At 73.6% G+C, this 19,656-nt stretch carries 16 protein-coding genes; 4 read left to right on the top strand and 12 right to left on the bottom strand.

Features of this window, described 5'->3' with window-relative positions; all coding sequences use genetic code 11:
- Nucleotides 1–55 precede the first annotated feature (55 nt).
- The 6 genes from ACWY4P_RS43095 to ACWY4P_RS43070 all read right to left on the bottom strand — a co-directional run bounded on the left by ACWY4P_RS43095 (nt 56) and on the right by ACWY4P_RS43070 (nt 7,032).
- Nucleotides 56–1,063 carry an aldo/keto reductase gene (locus ACWY4P_RS43095; RefSeq protein WP_456206273.1) on the bottom strand — a complete coding sequence of 336 codons (1,008 nt, stop codon included), beginning with the start codon at nt 1,061–1,063 and terminating at the stop codon, nt 56–58.
- 19 nt (nt 1,064–1,082) lie between these two features.
- Complete coding sequence (locus tag ACWY4P_RS43090) at nt 1,083–2,129, bottom strand: ABC transporter permease (RefSeq protein ID WP_456206272.1); 1,047 nt, start codon at nt 2,127–2,129, stop codon at nt 1,083–1,085.
- The gene (locus ACWY4P_RS43085; RefSeq protein WP_456206271.1) at nt 2,126–3,754 is read right to left on the bottom strand and encodes a sugar ABC transporter ATP-binding protein; all 1,629 of its coding nucleotides are present in this window, start codon (nt 3,752–3,754) and stop codon (nt 2,126–2,128) included. The genes ACWY4P_RS43090 and ACWY4P_RS43085 overlap by 4 nt, the downstream gene beginning before the upstream one ends.
- 2 nt (nt 3,755–3,756) lie before the next feature.
- A complete protein-coding gene (locus ACWY4P_RS43080; RefSeq protein WP_456206270.1) occupies nt 3,757–4,791 on the bottom strand; it encodes a sugar ABC transporter substrate-binding protein in 1,035 nt (344 codons plus the stop codon).
- Nucleotides 4,792–4,870: 79 nt separating this feature from the next.
- Nucleotides 4,871–5,656 (bottom strand): SDR family NAD(P)-dependent oxidoreductase, encoded by a 786-nt coding sequence (locus ACWY4P_RS43075; RefSeq protein WP_456206269.1) that lies wholly within the window; start codon nt 5,654–5,656, stop codon nt 4,871–4,873.
- Entirely contained in the window at nt 5,653–7,032 is a 1,380-nt protein-coding gene (locus tag ACWY4P_RS43070; RefSeq protein ID WP_456213256.1) for an L-fuconate dehydratase, read from the bottom strand. Before ACWY4P_RS43070 ends, ACWY4P_RS43075 begins: the two co-directional genes overlap by 4 nt.
- 337 nt (nt 7,033–7,369) lie before the next feature.
- On the opposite strand from ACWY4P_RS43070, the gene ACWY4P_RS43065 reads away from it, so the two are divergent.
- Complete coding sequence (locus ACWY4P_RS43065) at nt 7,370–8,464, top strand: PAC2 family protein (protein ID WP_456206268.1); 1,095 nt, start codon at nt 7,370–7,372, stop codon at nt 8,462–8,464.
- 215 nt (nt 8,465–8,679) lie between these two features.
- Here the strand turns inward: ACWY4P_RS43065 and mshC are convergent, their stop codons facing one another.
- The 4 genes from mshC to ACWY4P_RS43045 form a co-directional block, all read right to left on the bottom strand.
- A complete protein-coding gene (mshC, locus tag ACWY4P_RS43060; protein WP_456206267.1) occupies nt 8,680–9,909 on the bottom strand; it encodes a cysteine--1-D-myo-inosityl 2-amino-2-deoxy-alpha-D-glucopyranoside ligase in 1,230 nt (409 codons plus the stop codon).
- Between the two features lie 126 nt (nt 9,910–10,035).
- Complete coding sequence (locus ACWY4P_RS43055; RefSeq protein ID WP_456206266.1) at nt 10,036–10,917, bottom strand: SCO1664 family protein; 882 nt, start codon at nt 10,915–10,917, stop codon at nt 10,036–10,038.
- Nucleotides 10,881–11,471, bottom strand: a complete 591-nt coding sequence (locus ACWY4P_RS43050) for a DUF3090 domain-containing protein (RefSeq protein ID WP_456206265.1) — start codon at nt 11,469–11,471, stop codon at nt 10,881–10,883. The genes ACWY4P_RS43055 and ACWY4P_RS43050 overlap by 37 nt, the downstream gene beginning before the upstream one ends.
- A gap of 163 nt (nt 11,472–11,634) precedes the next feature.
- On the bottom strand, nt 11,635–12,345 hold the full coding sequence (locus tag ACWY4P_RS43045; protein WP_456206264.1) for a histidine phosphatase family protein: 711 nt from the start codon (nt 12,343–12,345) through the stop codon (nt 11,635–11,637).
- An 84-nt stretch (nt 12,346–12,429) separates the two neighbouring features.
- Between ACWY4P_RS43045 and corA the strand changes: the two genes are divergently transcribed.
- Nucleotides 12,430–13,419, top strand: a complete 990-nt coding sequence (corA, locus tag ACWY4P_RS43040) for a magnesium/cobalt transporter CorA (RefSeq protein ID WP_456213255.1) — start codon at nt 12,430–12,432, stop codon at nt 13,417–13,419.
- A 63-nt stretch (nt 13,420–13,482) separates the two neighbouring features.
- On the opposite strand, the gene ACWY4P_RS43035 is transcribed toward corA, so the two are convergent.
- Nucleotides 13,483–14,271 (bottom strand): ferritin-like domain-containing protein, encoded by a 789-nt coding sequence (locus tag ACWY4P_RS43035; RefSeq protein WP_456206263.1) that lies wholly within the window; start codon nt 14,269–14,271, stop codon nt 13,483–13,485.
- Between the two features lie 267 nt (nt 14,272–14,538).
- A complete protein-coding gene (locus ACWY4P_RS43030) occupies nt 14,539–15,588 on the bottom strand; it encodes an LLM class F420-dependent oxidoreductase (protein ID WP_456206262.1) in 1,050 nt (349 codons plus the stop codon).
- Nucleotides 15,589–15,715: 127 nt separating this feature from the next.
- On the opposite strand from ACWY4P_RS43030, the gene ACWY4P_RS43025 reads away from it, so the two are divergent.
- Both ACWY4P_RS43025 and ACWY4P_RS43020 read left to right on the top strand, forming a co-directional pair.
- A complete protein-coding gene (locus tag ACWY4P_RS43025; protein ID WP_456206261.1) occupies nt 15,716–16,699 on the top strand; it encodes an aldo/keto reductase in 984 nt (327 codons plus the stop codon).
- A complete protein-coding gene (locus ACWY4P_RS43020) occupies nt 16,696–19,365 on the top strand; it encodes a helix-hairpin-helix domain-containing protein (protein ID WP_456206260.1) in 2,670 nt (889 codons plus the stop codon). Before ACWY4P_RS43025 ends, ACWY4P_RS43020 begins: the two co-directional genes overlap by 4 nt.
- Nucleotides 19,366–19,656: the final 291 nt, after the last annotated feature.

Here is a 19,656-nt window from a genome sequence, read left to right as displayed (position 1 = left end):
GGTGGGCGTCGATGCGCGGCACGGAAGGGCGCTCCTCCGGGTAGGCAGCAGGGCGTCAGCGGGCGGTCGGCAGGGGGACATCCTGATCGAGCAGGCCCCGGTCCACCAGGGCCCGCCACAGCTCGTCCGGGATGTCGTGGCCGAACATCTCGGCGTTGTCGCGCACCTCATCGGGCGAGGCGCAGCCGACGACCGCCGCGGCCACGGCCGGGTGGCCGAAGGGGAAGCGCAGGGCCGCCGCCCGCAGCGGCACCCCGAACTCGCCGCAGACCGCGGCGAGCCGCTGGGCGCGCTCCAGCATGTCGGCGGGCACCCGCTCGTAGTTGTAGTACGCGTCGGGGCGGGGGTCGGCGAGCAGGCCGGAGTTGTAGACGCCGCCGACCACCACGGAGGTGCCGCGCCGCTCGCACACCGGCAGCAGATCGTCGTAGGCGGTGCGCTCCAGGAGGGTCCAGCGCCCGGCGCACAGCACCACGTCGACGTCGAGGTCGGCCACGAACCGGGCGAGCACATCGCTCTGGTTCATGCCGAAGCCGATGGCGCGTACGAGCTTCTGGTCGCGCAGCTCGGCCAGGGCCGGGAAGGCGGTCTCATAGACCTCGGGAATGTGGTTTTCCACATCGTGGAGATAGACGATGTCGACGCTCTCCAGGCCGAGGCGGTCCAGCGAGGACTCCAGGGTGGCGCGGATCCCGTCCCGGGTCAGTTTCCACTCGCGGACCCGGTCCGGGGTCTCCACGAACCCCTGGGCGTCGACCGGCTCCCCGGGGCTCCGGGGCCGCAGGGCACGCCCCGCCTTGGTGGAGACGGTGTACGAGGCGCGGTCGCGGCCCGCCAGTGCGCGCCCGAGGCGCTCCTCCGACAGGCCGACCCCATAGTGCGGCGCCGTGTCCATATAGGTGCATCCGGCCTCGAAGGCGGCCTGGACGGTGGCCAGGGCGCGCTCCTCGGGCATGGCCGTGTACAGATTACCCAGGGGCGCGCAGCCGAGCCCGAGCGCCGGCACGTACACGCCCGTGCGCCCCAGCTCGCGCGGCCCTTCGGCCCCAGGTGGCTGCGCCATGGGTCACCCGCCCTTCTGGTCAGTCCTGCTTCTCGCCACTGGCGTAGCGGGAGATGATGAGTGCGACGATGATGATCGAGCCGTTGATGAACTGGTTCCACAGGGGCGGTACGCCGCCGAGCGTCATCACATTGACCACCAACTGCAGCGTAAGCACACCCGTGAGCGCGCCGAAGAGCGTGCCGCGGCCGCCCTTGAGGCTGATGCCGCCGATGACCGCGGCGGCGAACACCTGGAAGATCCAGCCGTTGCCCTGGGTGGCGGCCACCGAGCCGTAGTGGCCGGTGTAGAGGACGCCGGCGAAGGCGGCGAGCACCCCGCCGACGGCCAGCACGATCCAGGTGATCCGGTCGACCCGGACGCCCGCGGCGCGCGCGGCCTCCGGGTTGCCGCCGATGGCGTACAGCGCGCGCCCGTGCCGCAGGTAGCCCAGCGCCAGGCCGCCGATGGCGTACAGCCCCAGGCAGATCCACACGGCCGCCGGGGCGCCCATCCACTCGGCCTTGCCCAGGTAGCGGAAGGACTCGGGGACGTTGATGATCGACTGGCCCTCGGCGACGCCGACCTGGAGGCCGCGCAGCATGGTGAGCATGCCGAGGGTGGCGATGAAGCCGTTGACGCGCAGTTTGAGGATGAGGAAGCCATTGGCCGCCCCGATCGCGGCGCCGACGGCCAGGCACAGCGGGATCGCGGTCCAGGTGGGCAGCAGGCCCAGGCCCTCGAACCGGGCGCCGTGGGCGGGCAGCACCAGCCACAGGGCGATCACGGGCGCGACGGCGATGGTCGACTCCAGGGAGAGGTCCATCCGCCCGCAGATGAGGATCAGCGCCTCGCCCAGCACCAGCAGCCCCAGCTCGGTGGACTGCTGGACCACGCCGATCAGATTGTCCTGGGTGAGGAAGGCGGGCGAGACGATGAAGCCGATCACGCCCAGGACGAAGATCACCGGGACCAGTGACAGATCCCGCCAGCGGGCGATGTCGATCTTCGGCCGTGCCCGTCCCGCCGTCGCCGGTTCGCCGGCCGCCACCACCTCGGCGGGGCGCTGCCGTGCGGTATCGGTCATGACTGGCTTCCCTCTTTCCCCTTAATTCCGCTTTCTTTTGCGACTGCTTTTTCCGGGCCGTGCTCCGGGCTGTGCTCCGGGCCGGTCATTCCTTCCATCGCGGCGACCAGCCCGCGGTCGCTCCAGTCGTTGCCGAACTCGGCGACGACCCGCCCGTGGAAGAACGCCAGAACGCGGTCGCACACCCGCAGGTCGTCCAGCTCGTCGGAGACGATCAACGCGCCGCTGCCGGCCGCCGCCACCTCCCGTACGACGCCCAGCAGCGCGTCCTTGGACTTCACGTCCACTCCGGCGGTCGGGCGGATGGCCACCAGGACGCTCGGCTCGCGCGCGAGCGCCCGCGCGATGACGACCTTCTGCTGGTTGCCGCCCGAGAGGCCGGAGACGGGCTGCCCGGGGCCCGAGGTCTTGATGTCGAGCGAGGCGATCATGCGGCCCGCGAACGCACGGGTCCGGGAGGGCAGCACCGTCCCGAAGGGCCCGAGCTGGTCGGTCACGGTCAGCGTGGCGTTCTCGGCGACGCTGCGGCCCAGGACCAGGCCCTGGCGGTGCCGGTCCTCGGGCACGTACCCGATGCCCGCGTCGATGGCGTGCGGCACGCTTCCGGGGCGTACGGCGCGGCCGCGCACCGCCACCCGCCCGCCGTCCGGCTTGCGCAGCCCCACCAGGGTCTCGCCGACCGCGGTGTTGCCGCTGGCCGTCGCCCCGGCCAGGCCCACCACCTCGCCCGGCCGCACCACCAGGTCCAGGGGGTCGAACTCGCCCGCGCGGGAGAGCCCGTCGGTGCGCAGCACCGGCTCCGCCTCCGGTCCTGTCTCCCGGCCCGGTACGGGCGCGGGCACCGCGCCCCGCACCCCCTTCGGCGGCCCGGCCTCGGCGTCCCCGGTCATCGCCGCGACCAGCTCGTCCTTGGTCAGCTCGGCGACCGGGGCGGTCACCACATGCCGGGCGTCGCGGAAGACGGTGACGGTGTCGCAGAGCTCGTAGACCTCTTGCAGATGGTGCGAGATGAACAGGAAGGCGACGCCCTGCCGGCGCAGCTCGCGCAGCTTGGTGAAGAGCCGTTCGATGCCGCCCGCGTCGAGCTGCGCCGTGGGCTCGTCGAGGATGATCAGGCGGGCGCCGAAGGACAGCGCCCTGGCGATCTCGACGAACTGCCCCTGCTCGACGGTGAGGTCCTTGGCGCGGGTCTGCGGGTCGACGTCCACCCCGTACTCGGCCAGCAGGGCGCGGGCGTCCTGGCGCAGCGCGCGCCAGCGGATCCGCCCGGTGCCCTGGAAGCGGCCGAGGTAGAGGTTTTCGGCGACCGTCAGGTCGGGCACCACCATGGACTTCTGATAGACGCAGGCCACCTTGCGCTGCCAGGCGGCGGTGTCGCCGTAGCCGGGGGCGGGCTCGTCCGAGAAGGTGACGGTGCCCTCGTCGGGGCGCTCCATGCCGGTCAGCACGGACACCAGCGTGGACTTGCCCGCCCCGTTGCGCCCGACCAGCGCATGGGCCTCCCCGGGCCGTACGGCCAGCTGCGCACGGTCCAGGGCCAGGGTCGGCCCGTACCGTTTGACGACGCGCTCCGCCCGTACGACGGTGGGCTCCGCGGCGGCGACGGGCTGGTCAGCGGCGGCCATGGCTACTTCTTCTCGAGCTGGTTGGCCCACAGCTTCTTGTCGTCGACGTTCTCCTTGGTGACCAGCGGCGCCGGGAGCTGGTCCTCGAGGCCGTTCTTGATCTTGACGATCTCGGAGTCGTGGTCGGTCTTGCCGGGCTTGAACTTCTTGCCGTCCAGGGCCGCCTTGGCGTACTCCAGCGCGTACTTGGCGTAGAGGTCGGCGGGCTGGGAGAGGGTGGCGTCGATCTTCCCGGAGCGGATCGCGTCCAGCTCCTCCGGGATGCCGTCGTTGGAGATGATCGTGATGTGCCCGTCCGACCCGGCGGGCTTGAGCAGCTTCTTCTGCTCCAGCAGCGCGAGCGTGGGCTGCAGGAAGGCGCCGCCCGCCTGCATGTAGATGCCGTCGAGGTCCTTGTGCTGGGCCAGGAGGCTCTGGAGCTTGGCGGAGGCGACGTCGCCCTTCCAGTCGGTGGGCAGCTCGTGCACCTTGATGTCCGGGAACTTCTCCTTCATGCAGGAGGCGAAGGCCTCCGACCGGTCACGGCCGTTGATGGAGCTGAGGTCGCCCTGAAGCTCGGCGACCCGGCCCTTGCCGCCCAGCTGCTCGCCCAGGTACTCGCAGGCCTTGGTGCCGTAGGCGCGGTTGTCGGCCCGTACGACCATGTAGACCTCGCCCGCGTCGGGGCGGGTGTCCACGCTGACGACGGGGATCTTCTTCTCTTTGAGCTGTTCGAGGGTGGAGGTGATCGCGCCGGTGTCCTGGGGGGCCATGATGATCGCCTTGGCGCCCTGATCGGTGAACGCCTGGACGTTGGCGACGAGCTTGGCGATGTCGTTCTGCGAGTTGGACAGCGGCAGCGCGTTGACCGTGCCGTCGTCGATGCCCTTCTCGAGGTACTGCTGATAGGAGTTCCAGAAGTCCGTGTCGGTGCGCGGCATGTCGATGCCGACCTTGCCGCCACCGGCGCCGTTGCTCTCGCGGTTGCAGCCTGCGAGAGCGGCGGCGGCGAGCAGCACGGCACAGGCGACGGTGCCGGTCGTGCGGAGTCTCGTCATCGAGTCCCGTCCTTGATCGAGTGGTGCGGCTCTGTGCTCGAGGGCTCTGGGGGTCTGGGGGTCCGGGGGTCTGGGGGTCTTACGTGGCGGGGCGCAGGCGCAGGCCCTGCATCCCTCCGTCGACGGCCAGCGCGGTGCCGGTGACGGCCGCGGCGGCGGGGCTCGCCAGATACGCGACGGCCGCCGCCACCTCGTCGGCGGCCACCAGCCGTCCGGTCGGCTGACGGGCTTCCAGGGCGGCGCGCTCGGCCGCCGGGTCGTCGGCCCGGCCGAGCAGCCGGCCGACCCAGGGGGTGTCGACGGTGCCGGGGTTGACGCAGTTGACGCGGATGCCCTCGCGTACGTGATCGGCGGCCATGGCCAGGGTCAGCGCGAGCACCGCGCCCTTGCTGGCGCTGTAGGCGGCGCGCTGTGGCAGCCCCGCGGTGGCCGCGATCGAGCAGGTGTGGGTGATGGAGACGCTGCCGGGCCGCTCGGCCGCGGCGGCGCGCAGATGGGGCAGCGCGGCGCGGGCGGTGCGGACCAGGCCCAGGACGTTGACGTCCAGCACCCGCTGCCACTCCTCGTCGGCGTTGTCCTCGACGGTGCCGATGGCGCCGATCCCGGCGTTGCCCACGACGGTGTGCAGCGCCCCGAACTCGGCGACGGCCTCGGCGACCCCGTTGCGTATCGCCTCGTCCGAGGTGACGTCTGCCTTCACCGCCAGGGTGCCCGCGGGGGCGCCGGCCGGGTCGCGGTCGAGCACCGCGACCCGCGCGCCTCGGTCGCGCAGCAGGGCGGCGATCGCGGCGCCGATGCCGGAGGCGCCGCCGGTGACCAGCGCGGCCAGTCCCTCGAAGTCGCCGGTCTGGTGGGCCTGGTTCACGAGGTTCCCTCCTGTGGTGCGGCGTTCCGGGCCTGCCACTCGGGCCCGTCGGGGTAGCGGTAGGCGGCGATGGACTCGGGGTGCATCCGGGCGGAGAAGCCGGGCGCGGCCGGGGCGAGGTAGCGGCCGCCCTCGACGACGGCCGGGTCGGCGAAGTGCTCGTGGAGGTGGTCGACGTACTCGATGACCCGGTCCTCCCAGCTCCCCGAGACCGCGACGTAGTCGAACATGGCCAGGTGCTGGACGAGTTCGCACAGGCCCACGCCGCCGGCGTGCGGGCAGACCGGCACCCCGAACTTGGCGGCGAGCAGCAGGATCGCCAGGTTCTCGTTGACGCCGGCCACCCGTGCCGCGTCGATCTGCACGAAGTCGACGGCGCCGGCCTGCAGCAGCTGCTTGAAGACGACGCGGTTGGCGACATGCTCGCCGGTGGCGACCTTGACGGGCTGTCCGCTGCGGATGGCGGCGTGCCCAAGGACGTCGTCGGGGCTGGTGGGCTCCTCGATCCAGTGCGGCTCGTACGGCGCGAGGGCGCGCATCCAGCGCAGCGCCTCGGCCACGTCCCAGCGCTGGTTGGCGTCGACCGCGATCCGCACCTCGGGGCCGACGGCCTCGCGGGCGAGGCGCATCCGCCGCAGATCCTCGTCGAGGTCGCCGCCGACCTTGAGCTTGATCTGGCCGAAGCCGTCGGCGACGGCCTCCTGGGCGAGCTTGGTCATCTTCTCGTCGGAGTAGCCGAGCCAGCCCGGGGAGGTGGTGTAGGCCGGATAGCCCCGCTCGCGCAGCCGCGCGGCCCGCTCGGCGCGGCCCGGCTCGGCGGCGCGCAGGATCTCCAGCGCCTCCTCGGGGGTGAGGGCGTCGGTGAGGTAGCGGAAGTCGACGAGCGAGACGAGGTCTTCCGGCGGCATGTCGGCGAGGAACTGCCACAGCGGCTTGCCCGCCTGCCGGGCGGCGAGGTCCCAGGCGGCGTTCACCACCGCGCCGGCCGCCATGTGCATCACGCCCTTCTCGGGGCCGAGCCAGCGCAGCTGCGAATCGTGTGTCAGATCCCGGTAGAGGGCGCCGAGATCGGCCGCGGTCAGCGGCGCGGGGCGCCCCACGACATGGGGGCGCAGCGAGCGGATCGCGGCCGCGGTGACATCGTTGCCACGGCCGATCGTGAAGACGAAGCCGTGCCCCTCGGCCGGGGCGCCGCCGGTCTCCCCGGACGCGTCCCCCTCCGCGCCCTTCGCCGCGGTCTCCGTCGCGTCCGTGCGCAGCACGACGTACGCCGCCGAGTAGTCGGGGTCGGGGTTCATGGCGTCCGAGCCGTCAAGCTGTTCCGAGGTGGGAAACCGGACGTCATGGACCTCGATCTCGGTGACGGTCGGGCGCAATCTCAATGGGGACTCCCTGTACGGCGCGATAGAACATCGGACCTTTCGCGGTGATCCGATGTATAGCGCCGTTCAGGCCTGCCCGTCCAGAGGTGTGCGCGAAATTTCCTCAGGGTCGCCGGGGAACAGGTCGGATGAATCTCTGTTCGCCGCGCTGTTACTCCTCCTGCCTCGCCCGCTGCCTCTTCCTCTGCCCATCCCTCTGTCTCTTCCTCTTCCCCACCCCCACACGGGGGCTGCGGCGGGAGGCCCTGGAAGCCGTAGGCTTGGGACGCACGCGAATGGAACTGCAGCCGGAGGCGGTACGGACCTGTCCCCGGTCGGAAGGAGGCGCTGGGTGATCGAGCTTGAGGGGGTTCCCGAGCTGATCGACCCGGTCATGATCTGTGCCTTCGAGGGCTGGAACGACGCCGGAGACGCCGCCTCCACCGCGGTGGGGCACCTGGATCGGGAATGGAAGGGCGAGGTCTTCGCCGCGCTCGACGCCGAGGACTACTACGACTTCCAGGTCAACCGGCCGACCGTGGCGCTCGAAGGCGGGATCCGCAAGGTCACCTGGCCGACCACCCGGCTCTCGGTGGTCCGCGCGGGCGGCGGCGACAAGCCGCGCGACCTGGTGCTGGTGCGCGGCATCGAACCGAGCATGCGCTGGCGGTCGTTCTGCAACGAGATCCTCGGCTACGCCCACGAGCTGGGCGTCGAGATGGTCGTGGTCCTCGGCGCGCTGCTCGGCGACACCCCGCACACCCGGCCGGTGCCGGTCAGCGGCGTCACCTCCGACCCGGATCTGGCCCGCAGTCTCGACCTGGAGGAGTCGCGCTACGAGGGGCCGACGGGCATCGTCGGCATCCTCCAGGAGGCGTGCACCCACGCCGGCGTCCCGGCGGTGAGCCTGTGGGCGGCCGTGCCGCACTACGTCTCGCAGCCGCCGAACCCCAAGGCCACCCTGGCCCTGCTCAACCGCCTCGAGGACCTGATCGGCGTGCGCATCCCGCTCGGCGAGCTGACGGAGGACGCGCGCGCCTGGCAGCTGGGGGTGGATCAACTCGCCGCGGAGGACAGCGAGGTCGCGGAGTACGTCCAGTCGCTGGAGGAGGCGCGCGACACGGCGGAGCTGCCGGAGGCGTCGGGCGAGGCGATCGCCCGCGAATTCGAGCGCTATCTGCGGCGCCGGGACGGCCAGCCGGGCCCGGGCGGCCACGCGACGGACGCGGGCGGCGGGGTCGCGGACGGGCGCGACGGCGGCACGGGCTCGTACCTGCGCGACTCCTCAAGCCCGGGTTCCGGCACCGGCTCCGGCCCTGGCACCGGCACCGGCACCGGCTCCGCGCGGCCGCGGAGACCTTCGGCGCAGGACGACGCGGCGGAGGAGCGGGACGAGAACGACGAGGGCGACGAGGGCGGCCGCGAGCGCACGGACGACCAGGACTGAACGCGCCCCGGCCCGGGCCGCCCCGGGCCGGTTCCGCTTCCCCGAGGCTGAGACATCAGCGGCTGACGCCGGGGCAGAGCCCACTCGCGTGGCGCCGTGGGCGTCAAGGTTCGCCGGGTACCGGAGAACGAGAGCCCAGGCCCGCGGTCCGTGGGGAGCGCGGGCCTGGGCCGACGGGCCGGGGCCAGGGGGCGACGCCCTACAGCGCGACTCTCCTACAGCGCGACACCCAGCAGCGCGTCCACCGCGCGGGACACCAGGCCCGGCGCCCCCTCGTCCGTGCCGCCCCCGGACGCCTGGGCCGAGGCCCAGCGGTCGACCGCGGCGAGCGCGGACGGGGCGTCGAGGTCGTCGGCGAGGGCGGTGCGGATCTCGTCGAGGAGGGCGTCGGCCGGAGGGCCGTCGGGGCGGGAGACGGCGGCGCGCCATCGGGCGAGGCGCTCTTCGGCCTCCTGGAGGACGCCGTCGGTCCACTCCCAGTCCGCGCGGTAGTGGTGGGCGAGGAGCGCCAGGCGGATGGCCGCCGGGTCCACGCCGTCGCGGCGCAGCGCGGAGACGAAGACGAGATTGCCCTTGGACTTGGACATCTTCTCGCCGTCGAGGGCGACCATCCCCGCGTGGACGTACGCCTTCGCGAACGGCCGCTCCCCGGTGAGCACCTGGGCGTGCGAGGCGCCCATCTCGTGGTGCGGGAAGACGAGATCGGAGCCGCCGCCCTGCACGTCGAAGCCCATGCCGAGATGGTCGAGCGCGATGGCCACGCACTCTATGTGCCAGCCGGGGCGGCCGCGCCCCAGGGAGCCGCCGTCCCAACTCGGCTCGCCCGGGCGGGCGGCCATCCAGAGCATGGGGTCCAGGGGGTTCTTCTTGCCGGGGCGGTCCGGGTCGCCGCCGCGCTCGGCCGACAGCAGCCGCATGGCCTCGGCGTCGAGCCCGGAGACGCCGCCGAAGGAGGGGTCCGACTCGACGGAGAAGTAGATGTCGCCCTCGAGCTCGTAGGCGGCACCCGCGTCGCGCAGCCGCTCCACGAGGGGCACGATCCCCGGGATCGCCTCCACGGCGCCGATGTAGTGGCGCGGCGGCAGCATCCGCAGCGCCGTCATGTCCTCGCGGAACAGGGCGGTCTCGCGCTCGGCGAGGGCCGTCCAGTCGTCGCCGTTCGCCACGGCGCGCTCGAGGAGGGGGTCGTCGATGTCGGTGACGTTCTGGACGTAGTGAACCTGCCGCTTGGTGTCGAGCCACACGCGTTGTACGAGGTCAAACGCGTTGTAGGTCGCCGCATGTCCCATGTGGGTGGCGTCGTACGGGGTGATTCCGCAGACGTAGATGCGGGCGACGGGGCCGGGGTCGAGGGTGATCGATCCCCCGGACGCGGTGTCGTGGATCCTCAGGTCGCGGCCTCTGCCAGGCAGGGCGGGCACCTCGGAAGCGGGCCAGGCATACATGCGTCGAGCGTAACCGGACGCCGCTTCCGGATACGAACCGGATGGGGCCTAGTTGGCTTGATAGGCGGTCTTGCGGAATCGCCCGTGACCTGCTGCGTCTGTCCCGCCGGTGTCCTGTGGGCGAGCTCAGACCGGGGGCCAGGGGATGGCGGGCCACTGCCCGCTGGGCTTGGGGTGGCGCCCGGACCGCAGCAGGGCCGCGATCCGGGCGCGCAGGGCCGCGATCTCGGCTTCCGTGATCAGCGCGGCCAGCCGGGCGGTGAGCGGGTCGCCGTCGGCCAACCGGTCCGCGAGCCGCCGCAGCACCGTGAGCGCCTCGTCGGACAGCGGCTCGCCCGCCCAGCCCCACAGCAGGGTGCGCAGCTTGTCGTCCGCGTTGAAAGTCACACCGTGATCAATCGCATAGATCCGCCCGTCGGCGGTGGGCAGCAGATGCCCGCCCTTGCGGTCACCGTTGTTGATCACGGCGTCGAGGACGGCCAGCCGGCGCAGCCGCTCGTCGTCTGCGTGCACCAGCAGCGCGGTGCGGCCCTCGTCCACCTCGGCGAAGGCGACGGCCTTCCAGCCCGGGCCCGGCTCCTCGCCGTCGACGAGCGCGAGCAGCTCCGGCGCGCCGTCGCCGTCCTCGTCGGTCGGCGCCTCGATCCACAGCTGGCACATGCCCTGCCCGTACGGCCCGTCCCGCAGCACGGTCGGCGGCACCAGGCTCCATCCGGTGGCCTCGGAGAGCTCGTACGCCGCGACCTCGCGCTGGGCCAGCGTGCCGTCCGGGAAGTCCCACAGCGGACGCTCCCCGGCCACCGGCTTGTAGACGCAGGCGGCGCTGTGGCCCTGGTACTCGACCGTGCAGTACAGCACCGCGTTGGACGCCTCCCGGACCCGGCCCCGCACCGTCAGCTCGCCCAGCGCCAACAGCGCCAACAGCTCGGACGGCTCGGGAGCCTCCGGAAGCCCGGGAGACTCCGGAGGCGTCACGCCCCGCGGCGATATCCGTTCTGGCGCGGACATACGTGTCCCTCCGGGTCGAGCGGCAGACTGCACAGCGGGCACGGCGGGCGGCCGGCGTTGACGACCTCCAGGGCGCGCTTGGCGAAGGCACGCGCCTGGGGCCCGGTGAGCCGCACCCGAAGCATCGGCGGCCCATTGACCTCGTCCTGGAGCAGCCGCTCCTCGGCCTCCGCGAGGTCCTCCTCGGACTCCGCCTCCAGCTCGACGAGGGCCTGCGCCTCCACGATCATGCGCTGTTCCTCGCCGTCCCAGGCGAGCGCCATGGTGCCGACCCGGAACTCCTCCTCCACGGGGACTTCCAGGGGCGCGGTGTCGGAGAGCTCCGGAGGCGCGATGGCCGGCACCGGGGCGTTTCCGCCGGTGCGCCGCACCACCTCGTCCAGCAGTTCGTCTATCCGCTCGGCGAGCGCGGCGACCTGGGTCTTCTCCAGCGCGACGCTGGTGGTCCGGCCGCTCCCGGACGCCTGCAGGAAAAAGGTGCGGCGCCCGGGCAGCCCGACCGTGCCGGCGACGAATCGGTCCGGCGGGTCATAGAGGAACACCTGACGGGACAACGTCCTGCTCCATTTTGGTTCGGCGTGGTACTCGGCGTGGTACGACGTGGTTCGCGACGTGGTTTTCAGGGTCTCGGCTGTCGACTGCTGGGACGCGCGACTGCCCGGCCACGGCTGTGCGCGGTTGAGCGGCGCCGCGGCACCACCCTACTGCGCTCGGCGATCACGGTGCTCCCGCGCCGCCGCCCACCTCCGCGTCCCCGGCCCGGCCCTCGCCCGCGCCCCCGCCCGGGCCCTCCTCCCGGGGCGCGAGAGAGCCGAAGTCGCCGGTGTCACCCAGCCGCACGACGAAGGGGCGCAGCTGGGTGTAGCGGATGGCGGTGACCGAGCAGGGCTCGACCGAGATGCGCTGGAAGAGGTCCAGATGCAGGCCCAGGGCGTCGGCGACGAGCGCCTTGATGATGTCGCCGTGCGAGCACATCAGATACACCGCGTCGGCGCCGTGCTCCTCCTCGATCCGGGCGGTCCAGTCGCGCACCGCGTCGACCGCGCGCGCCTGCATGGCCCGCATGGATTCGCCGCCCGGGAAGGCGGCGGCGGACGGGTGCTGCTGGACGACTCTCATCAGGGGTTCGTCGGCGAGCTCGGCGAGCTTGCGCCCGGACCAGTCGCCGTAGTGGCACTCCCCGATCCGCTCGTCGGTGTGCAGGGGCAGCTCCGGCCGGGCGGCGAGCAGCGGGGCCAGGGTCTCCTGGCAGCGTTGCAGCGGGCTGGTGACGGCGGCGGCGAGCGGCAGCGCGGCGAGCCGCCCGGGCAGAGCCGCGGCCTGGGCGGTGCCGCGCTCGTCGAGTGCGACGCCGGGCGTCCAGCCTGCGAGGACTCCCGCGGTGTTGGCGGTGGACCGGCCGTGCCGTACGAGGATCAGCGTGGGCATGCCTGCCACCCTACGGCCCCCGCGCGGCGCTCCCGGGCTCGCCCAGGAGGCGGCCCCGTGCGCTTTCGTCTCAAGCGGGGCAGAATGCCCGGCGTGATCGTGGACTGTGGCATCTACCGGGATGGGCGGCGTACCGAGGGGCCCGCTGACTTCTCCGACGCCCTCGACCAGGCGCGAGCGGAGGGTGACTCCTTTCTGTGGATCGGCCTGCACGAGCCGACCGAGAAGGAGTTCGAGCTGGTCACCAGCGAGTTCGGGCTGCACCCGCTGGCCGTCGAGGACGCGCTGCTCGCCCACCAGCGGCCCAAGCTGGAGGTCTACGACGATTCGCTGTTCCTGGTGCTGAAGCCGGTCGAGTACGACGACGCGACCGACACCGTCACCGCGGGCGAGCTGATGGTGTTCGTCGGCGACTCCTTCGTGGTGACCGTACGGCACGGCGAGGCCAATCCGCTGAGCGCGGTGCGCGAGCGGCTGGAGAAGACGCCCGAGGTGCTTCAGCACGGGCCGACGGCCGTGATGTACGCGGTGTCCGACGCGGTCGTGGACCACTACCTGGACGTCGCGGACGCGCTCCGCCTCGACCTGGACGAGCTGGAGGCGGAGGTGTTCAGCCCGGTGGGGTCGGCGGCGAACACCGCGGGCCGGATCTATGGCTTCAAGCGCCAGGTGCTCGAATTCCGGCGGGCCACCGGCCCGTTGGCGGAGCCCATGGCGCGGCTCGCGGGGTCGGGGGTGCCGTTCGTCCACGAAGGGTCGCGGCCGTTCTTCCGCGATGTCAGCGACCACCTGACCCGGGTGAACGAGCACGTCGAGGGGCTGGATCGGCTGCTGTCGGACATATTGTCCGCGCATCTGGCGCAGATGGGCGTGCGGCAGAACGACGACATGCGGAAGATCTCGGCGTGGGCGGCGATGGCCGCGGTGCCCACGCTCATCGCCGGGATCTACGGCATGAACTTCGACCACATGCCCGAGCTGTCGTGGACGGCGGGCTATCCGGCGGTGCTGCTGCTCATGGCCGGGGCGGTCTTCGGGCTGTACCGCTTCTTCAGGCGGCGCGGCTGGCTCTGACCGGGCGCCTCGGCGGCGCGGCCGACCCCCGGCCCGGCGGCGCGCCGGTCGGGCGAACTCGGGTCAGGCGAACTCGGGGGCCGGCGTCGCGGGCCCGCCGAGCGCGTCCCGCCGCTCCGGCATCCGCAGCGTCACCATGCGCCGCCAGCCGCCGAGCCGCTCGAACAGGTACAGCGCGTGGATGCCGGCCGCCAGCGGCGCGGCCCTGGCTCTCGACCAGCCCAGGACGCGGCCCATGTGGGCCATGACGGCGAGGCTGACGTCGCGGTACACCCGCGCTTCGACGAGTGCGCACTCCTTGAGGGCCCGCTGGATGGTCCGGCCGTGCCCGGCGGCGGCCAGGCGCAGCAGCTCCTCGTGGCAGTAGGCGAGGTGGTTGTCCTCGTCGTTCGAGATCATCCTGACCGCGCGGCCGAGGAGCGCGTCGTCCCCGAAGTACCGGCACAGCATCACCATCTGGCCGGAGGCCCGCTGCTCGGTGACCCGGCTGTGGGCGAGGTAGGTGACGATGTCGTGCTCGGTCAGCGGCTCGTCGCGGCGCAGCTTGTCGTGGGCGAGGCCGATGCCGCGCGCTTCGAGCAGCATGGTGTAGTCGGTCTCGCGCGGGACCTCGACCGGTTCGAGACCGCGTCGGCGCAGCAGGGCGTTGAAGATCCTGTTGTGCTTGTCCTCGTCCGCGCCATGCCGGGTGATCTTCGGGGCGAGGGCGCGCTGGCTCTCCGGCACGAGGGCCGCGATCCTTCCGTTCTCCCAGCCGCCCTGGGCCTCGCCGCTGGCGGCGATGGAGCAGAAGAGCCGGAACGATTCATCGTTGTCGTTGATCTCCTGGAACAGCCTTTTCGCCGACAGCATCTCCGCCACCTCCGTGCACGGCGTCGCACGACCTCCGCGCAGCAAAAGTCAAATGCCGTGCGCCGGAGGCGGCAACAGGTGGGGGCGCCCGGCTCCGCCGGACGAGGGACCGCGCGGGCGTCGCGCGGTCGCGTAACCGAGCGGGCCCCGCGGCGTTGTGCTGGGGGACGGCCGTGGCGGGGAAGACACCCCGAGCCCCCACCACGGCCGCAGAACTCCCGGACTTCCCTGGCTTCCCCCGCCTCTCCGGCCTCCCCGGGCTCCTGCCTAGGCCAGCCCCGCTCGCTCCAGCGCGTCGACGCCCGTACGGAGCCCCGCGATCCGCTCTTCGAGGGTGAAGCCCGACGGGGACAGCGACAGCGTGGTGACACCGGCCTCGGCGTACGCCTGCATGCGGTCGGCGATGCGCTCGACGGGGCCGAGCAGCGCGGTGGAGTCGATCAGCTCGCGCGGGATGGCCGCGGCCGCGGCCTTCTTGTCGCCGGCCAGGTACTTCTCCTGGATCTCGGCGGCCTCCTTCTCGTACCCCATGCGCTGCGCCAGCTTGTTGTAGAAGTTCTGCTTCGCGCTGCCCATGCCGCCCACGTACAGCGCGGTGTAGGGGCGGAAGACATCGGCGAGGGCGCCGATGTCCTCGCCGACCGCCATCGGGACGGTGGGCACCAGGTCGAAGCCGTCCATGCCCTTGCCCGCCTTCTCGCGGCCCGCGCGGAGCGCGCCCAGGGTGGTCGCCTCGGCGTGCTCGGGCGAGAAGAAGACGACCAGCGCGCCGTCGGCGATCTCACCGGTCTGTTCGAGGTTCTTGGGGCCGATGGCGGCGATGTACAGCGGGATGTGCTCGCGCACCGGGTGCACGGTGAGCTTGATGGGCTTGCCGGGGCCGCCGGGCAGCGGCAGGGTCCAGTTCTCGCCCTCGTGCGTCAGGCGCTCGCGCGACATGGCCTTGCGGATGATCTCCACGTACTCACGGGTGCGGGCCAGCGGCTTGTCGAACCGCACGCCGTACCAGCCCTCGGAGACCTGCGGCCCCGAGACGCCGAGCCCGAGCCGGAAGCGGCCTCCGGAGAGCGAGTCGAGGGTCGCGGCGGTCATCGCCGTCATCGCGGGCGTACGGGCCGGGATCTGGAAGATGGCGGACCCGACGTCGATGCGCTCGGTCTGTGCGGCCACCCAGGTGAGCACGGTGGCGGCGTCGGAGCCGTACGCCTCGGCGGCCCAGCAGACCGCGTAGCCGAGCCGGTCGGCCTCCCGGGCGACCGCGAGGTTGTCCGCGTCCATCCCGGCGCCCCAGTAGCCGAGGTTGATTCCGAGCCTCATGCCGCACCCCTTACCCATCAGTAACGTCCTTGTTGCCGGGACTCTAGCGCGCCGCGTCCCGGTACGTCAGGACCGGGTTATCCACAGGCCGACACGGTTCGATCTCCGGCCAGTAATCTCAACGTTCATGGAGCTAAGGCACCTCGGCCGCACGGGCCTGCGCGTATCCCGGCTCGGGCTCGGCACGCTCACCTGGGGGCGGGACACCGAAGAACACGACGCCGCGGATCAGCTCAAGGCGTTCTGGGAAGCGGGCGGGACGCTCGTGGACACCGCCGATGTGTACGCGGACGGCGGCGCCGAATACCTCCTGGGCCGGCTGATGGAGGGCCTCGTGTCGCGCCGCGATCTACAGATCGCCACCAAGGCGGGCAGCGTCCCCGACCTCGACCGCCGCTTCGACGGCTCACGGGGCCATCTGCTGGCCGCGCTCGACGGCTCGCTCGCGCGGCTCGGCACCGACTACGTCGACCTGTGGCAGGTGCACGCCTTCGACCCGGTCACCCCGATCGAGGAGACGCTCCAGGCGCTGGACATCGCGGTCAGCAGCGGGCGGGCGCGGTATGTGGGGGTGTCCAACTTCTCCGGCTGGCAGCTCGCCAAGGCGGCCACCTGGCAGCTCGCCTCCCCCGGCGCGCACACCCGGCTCGCCGGCACGCAGATGGAGTATTCGCTGCTACAGCGCGGTATCGAGCGGGAGGTGCTGCCCGCCGCCCTGGACCTGGGCCTGGGCATCCTGCCCTCCTCCCCGCTGGGCCGCGGGGTGCTGACCGGCAAGTACCGCCACACGACCCCGGCCGACTCGCGCGGCGCCTCCGAGCAGCTGGCGGCCTTCGTCGCCCCGTACCTCGACGAGGAGGCGAGCCGGATCGTCGAGGCCGTCTACACCGCGGCCGACGGCCTGGCGACCACCCCGCTGCACGTGGCGCTCGCCTGGGTCCGCGACCGCCCGGGCGTTACCGCCCCGATCGTCGGCGCGCGGAACGCGCAGCAGCTCAGGGCCGCCCTGTCGGTGGAGGCGCTTAGTCTTCCGGAGGAAATCTGCCAGGCGCTCGACGATGTCTCGGCGCCCGTGCACCGCTATCCCGATCAGGACTGGAGCACGCTGTGAGTACCGACCGCCTCGCCGGCGAGGCCGCCTCCACACCCGAGGAGGAGCCCACCACCGGCACCCCCGCGGCGCGGACGGCCACGGACGCGGACACGGATGCCGCCACCCCGCCGGCCGCCGAGGGCGGCCCCGGCGCGGACCCGGCCGGCGCCGCCGGCGGGGTGCCCGTGAGCGCCGCGGGCCTCGCCCCCGGCGATCCGTCAGCGGCGGGTGACGACGCGGCGGCCGGCGGCCCGCCCTCTTCCGGCTCGGGGAGCTCGGGGAGCGGGCCGGCGGCGCCGGCCTCCTCCTCTGGAGGCGCCGGGGCCCCGGGCGCCCGGCCGTCGGCGGGCGGCGAGGGGGCCACGGGAGGCCCGGCCGAAGGCGGCAAACGGTCCGCGGCCGCGGAGGCGCTGGCCGCGGCGGTGCGGGCCGTGGAGAGCGGTGAGCGGTCGGCGGCCTCGTTCTTCACCGACACGCCCGCGGCCCGACAGGGCCGTGACGCGGCGCGGGGCGCAGGTGGCGGCGGGGCTCGCCCGGGTGGCGCTCGGGAGCGGACGGGCGGTCCGGGGCGCGAGCAGCCCCGGGCGGCCGGGCCCGCCGGACCCGCCCCGGCGAGCGGGGGCCCCGCCGCGCCGGGCGCCGGGCAGCCCGTCCGGGCCGTGGCCAACCCCGCGCCCGGCCCCGCGGGGGACCTCCCCGGGGCCGCCGAGGTCCGCCGGGTGCTCGTCGAGGGCGGTGCCCCCGAGAGCCTGGCCGGTGCGGTCGTGGTCGCGTTGGGCGAGGCGGCAGCCGAGGCGCTGAGCGAGGACCCCTGGCAGCTGCTGGCCGTGCCCGGCGTGCGCCATGACCAGGCGGACGGCTTCGCCCGTGCCCTGCTCGGGCCGGACTGCGGACCGGGCGACGAGCGCCGGTCGCAGGCGCTCACGGTCTGGCTGCTCGAGCGCGCCGCGCTCGAAGGACACACCGCGCTGGAGTCCTCCGCGCTGCGCGCCGGGCTCGCCAAGCTGTCCGTGCCGGATCCGGACGCGGCGCTGCGGTCCGCGATCGCGGACGGCCGGGTGCTGGTCTTCCAGGACGCCGCCGACACCCCGGGGACCGCCGCCCGCCCGGCGGCCGGAGACCGAGACGGAGACAGCGCCGACGACGAGCAGCCGGTGCGGGTCCTCCTGGGGCTGGACCGCTTCGCGCTGGCGGAGGAGAGCCTGGCCGACGGCCTGGCCCGGCTCGCCGGCACCTTCGCCGACCGTTCGGGCGGTCCGCCGGCCACTGGCGCCGACGGCGAGGAGGACGGCACCGACGGCGAGGCCGGTGACGAAGGCGACAGCGGTGGCAGCGGCGACGGCGGTGCGGGCGACGGCTCCGACGGCGGCTCCGGGGACGTGCCCGGCCATGGCGAGGCGGGCGCGGCAGGTCCGGGCGCGGCCGCCTGGGAGGCCGCGGCCGCCGCCGCGCCGACCCCGTCCGCCGCGGAGCTCATCCGTACGGCCGCGGGCCACGGCCTGGTCGCGCACAGCGGCGGCGAGGCGGCCCGGGCCGAACCGGCGGCGCTCGTCGCCGCGGCCAGATCCCTGGGGCTGCGGGCGTACGCGGCGGCGCACACCGAGGACGGCAGGCGACGGCTGGCCGAGCTGATCGACGCCGTCTCTCCCGGGGAAGGTGCCGACGGCGCGGACGGCGCTGAGGGCGACGGCCGCCATGCCGACGCCGACACCGGCCGCGGCGGCTCCGACGCGGCGGTCACCGTCGCCGGGCTGCTCTCCGGCCATGAGGGCCCGGGCCGCGACGAGGACGGTGCGCTCGCGCTCGACGTGATCGCCGTGCTGGACGCCCCGCAGCTGGACGTGGAGACCGCGGCGATGCTCGTGGAGTCGCTGCCGGACGGTGCGCGGCTGGTGCTCAGCGGCGACCCCGGTGTGCTGTGGTCGGCGGGCCCCGGCAAGGTCTTCGCGGATCTGCTGGCCGCCCGCCGCTGCCCCCAGGTCACCTCCCGGACCCCGGACCCCGGTCCGATCGGCGAGCTGATCTCGGGCATCGGAATCGGGGAGCTGAACCAGGTGGAGGCCCCCGGCAAGGAGGTGGTGATCGTCCCGGTGCGTGACGCGGGCGAGGCCGTGCACCGCACGGTCCAGCTGGTCGCGGACTCGGTGCCGCGCGCGCTCGGCGTGCCGCCGGAGCACACACAGGTGATCACCCCGGGCCACGGCGGTGCCGCGGGGACGCGCGCGCTCAACGCCGCCCTGAAGGAGCGGCTGAACCCCGGGCCCGGCCGGTTCGGCGGCTTCGACCCGGGCGACCGGGTGGCGTACGTCCCGGCGCCGGGCCGTGCGCTGCCGGGCACGGTGGTCTCGGCGGACGCCGAGGGCCTGCGCCTGGACTGCGCGGGCGTGGCCGTCGTGGTGCCGCGCGAACAGGTCACCGACACGGTCCGCCACGGCTGGGCGCTCACGGCCCACCAGGCCGTCGGTGCGCGCTGGCCGGCGGCGGTCGTGGTGCTCCCCGGGGACGCGGCCGCGGGGCTGACCCGGGCCTGGGTGTACACCGCCTTCGGCCGTGGCGAGCGCCATCTGTCCGTGGTGCACGGCGCGGACGCGGCGCTGGCGCGGGCGGTGGCGGAGATCCCGGCGAAGGAGCGGACCACCCGGCTGCGGTCCCTGCTTCAGGCGCAGCTCCCGTCCGCCGGGTAGACCGGCGCCCCGCGCCGGACCACCGGCGCGGGGCGGCAGTGGCGCGGTTGCCCCGCGCCACCAGGCCCTGTCCGGGCGATCTTCGTGGCTGTGACATCAGCGTCCACGGTGCCAGGCTTCGCGGGCCCGCGAAGATCGCCCGGACAGGGCCTGAGGGTTCCTGGCTCTGCCGGGCGGTGCGCCCGGGCCGGGCCACCGCCCGGCAGGAGCCCCGGCGGCCGGCGGCCCCTGGCAGATCCTGAGCGCCGGGCGGGCCCGGCGGCCCGTCCGGCGCTCAGGGACGGTTGGTGG

This window comes from Streptomyces sp. LZ34 (assembly GCF_053890475.1).
This window is presented reverse-complemented; position numbering and strand designations above follow the sequence as displayed.

Excerpts from the sequence above, each read along its gene's own strand:
- ACWY4P_RS43030 (WP_456206262.1), bottom strand. The coding sequence starts at position 15,588 with ATGAGGCTCGGAATCAACCTCGGCTACTGGGGCGCCGGGATGGACGCG.
- ACWY4P_RS43090 (WP_456206272.1), bottom strand. The coding sequence starts at position 2,129 with ATGACCGATACCGCACGGCAGCGCCCCGCCGAGGTGGTGGCGGCCGGC.
- ACWY4P_RS43080 (WP_456206270.1), bottom strand. The coding sequence starts at position 4,791 with ATGACGAGACTCCGCACGACCGGCACCGTCGCCTGTGCCGTGCTGCTC.
- ACWY4P_RS43045 (WP_456206264.1), bottom strand. The coding sequence starts at position 12,345 with ATGCCCACGCTGATCCTCGTACGGCACGGCCGGTCCACCGCCAACACC.
- ACWY4P_RS43095 (WP_456206273.1), bottom strand. The coding sequence starts at position 1,063 with ATGGCGCAGCCACCTGGGGCCGAAGGGCCGCGCGAGCTGGGGCGCACG.
- corA (WP_456213255.1), top strand. The coding sequence starts at position 12,430 with ATGCCCGGCGTGATCGTGGACTGTGGCATCTACCGGGATGGGCGGCGT.
- ACWY4P_RS43055 (WP_456206266.1), bottom strand. The coding sequence starts at position 10,917 with ATGTCCGCGCCAGAACGGATATCGCCGCGGGGCGTGACGCCTCCGGAG.
- ACWY4P_RS43035 (WP_456206263.1), bottom strand. The coding sequence starts at position 14,271 with ATGCTGTCGGCGAAAAGGCTGTTCCAGGAGATCAACGACAACGATGAA.
- mshC (WP_456206267.1), bottom strand. The coding sequence starts at position 9,909 with ATGTATGCCTGGCCCGCTTCCGAGGTGCCCGCCCTGCCTGGCAGAGGC.
- ACWY4P_RS43085 (WP_456206271.1), bottom strand. The coding sequence starts at position 3,754 with ATGGCCGCCGCTGACCAGCCCGTCGCCGCCGCGGAGCCCACCGTCGTA.
- ACWY4P_RS43025 (WP_456206261.1), top strand. The coding sequence starts at position 15,716 with ATGGAGCTAAGGCACCTCGGCCGCACGGGCCTGCGCGTATCCCGGCTC.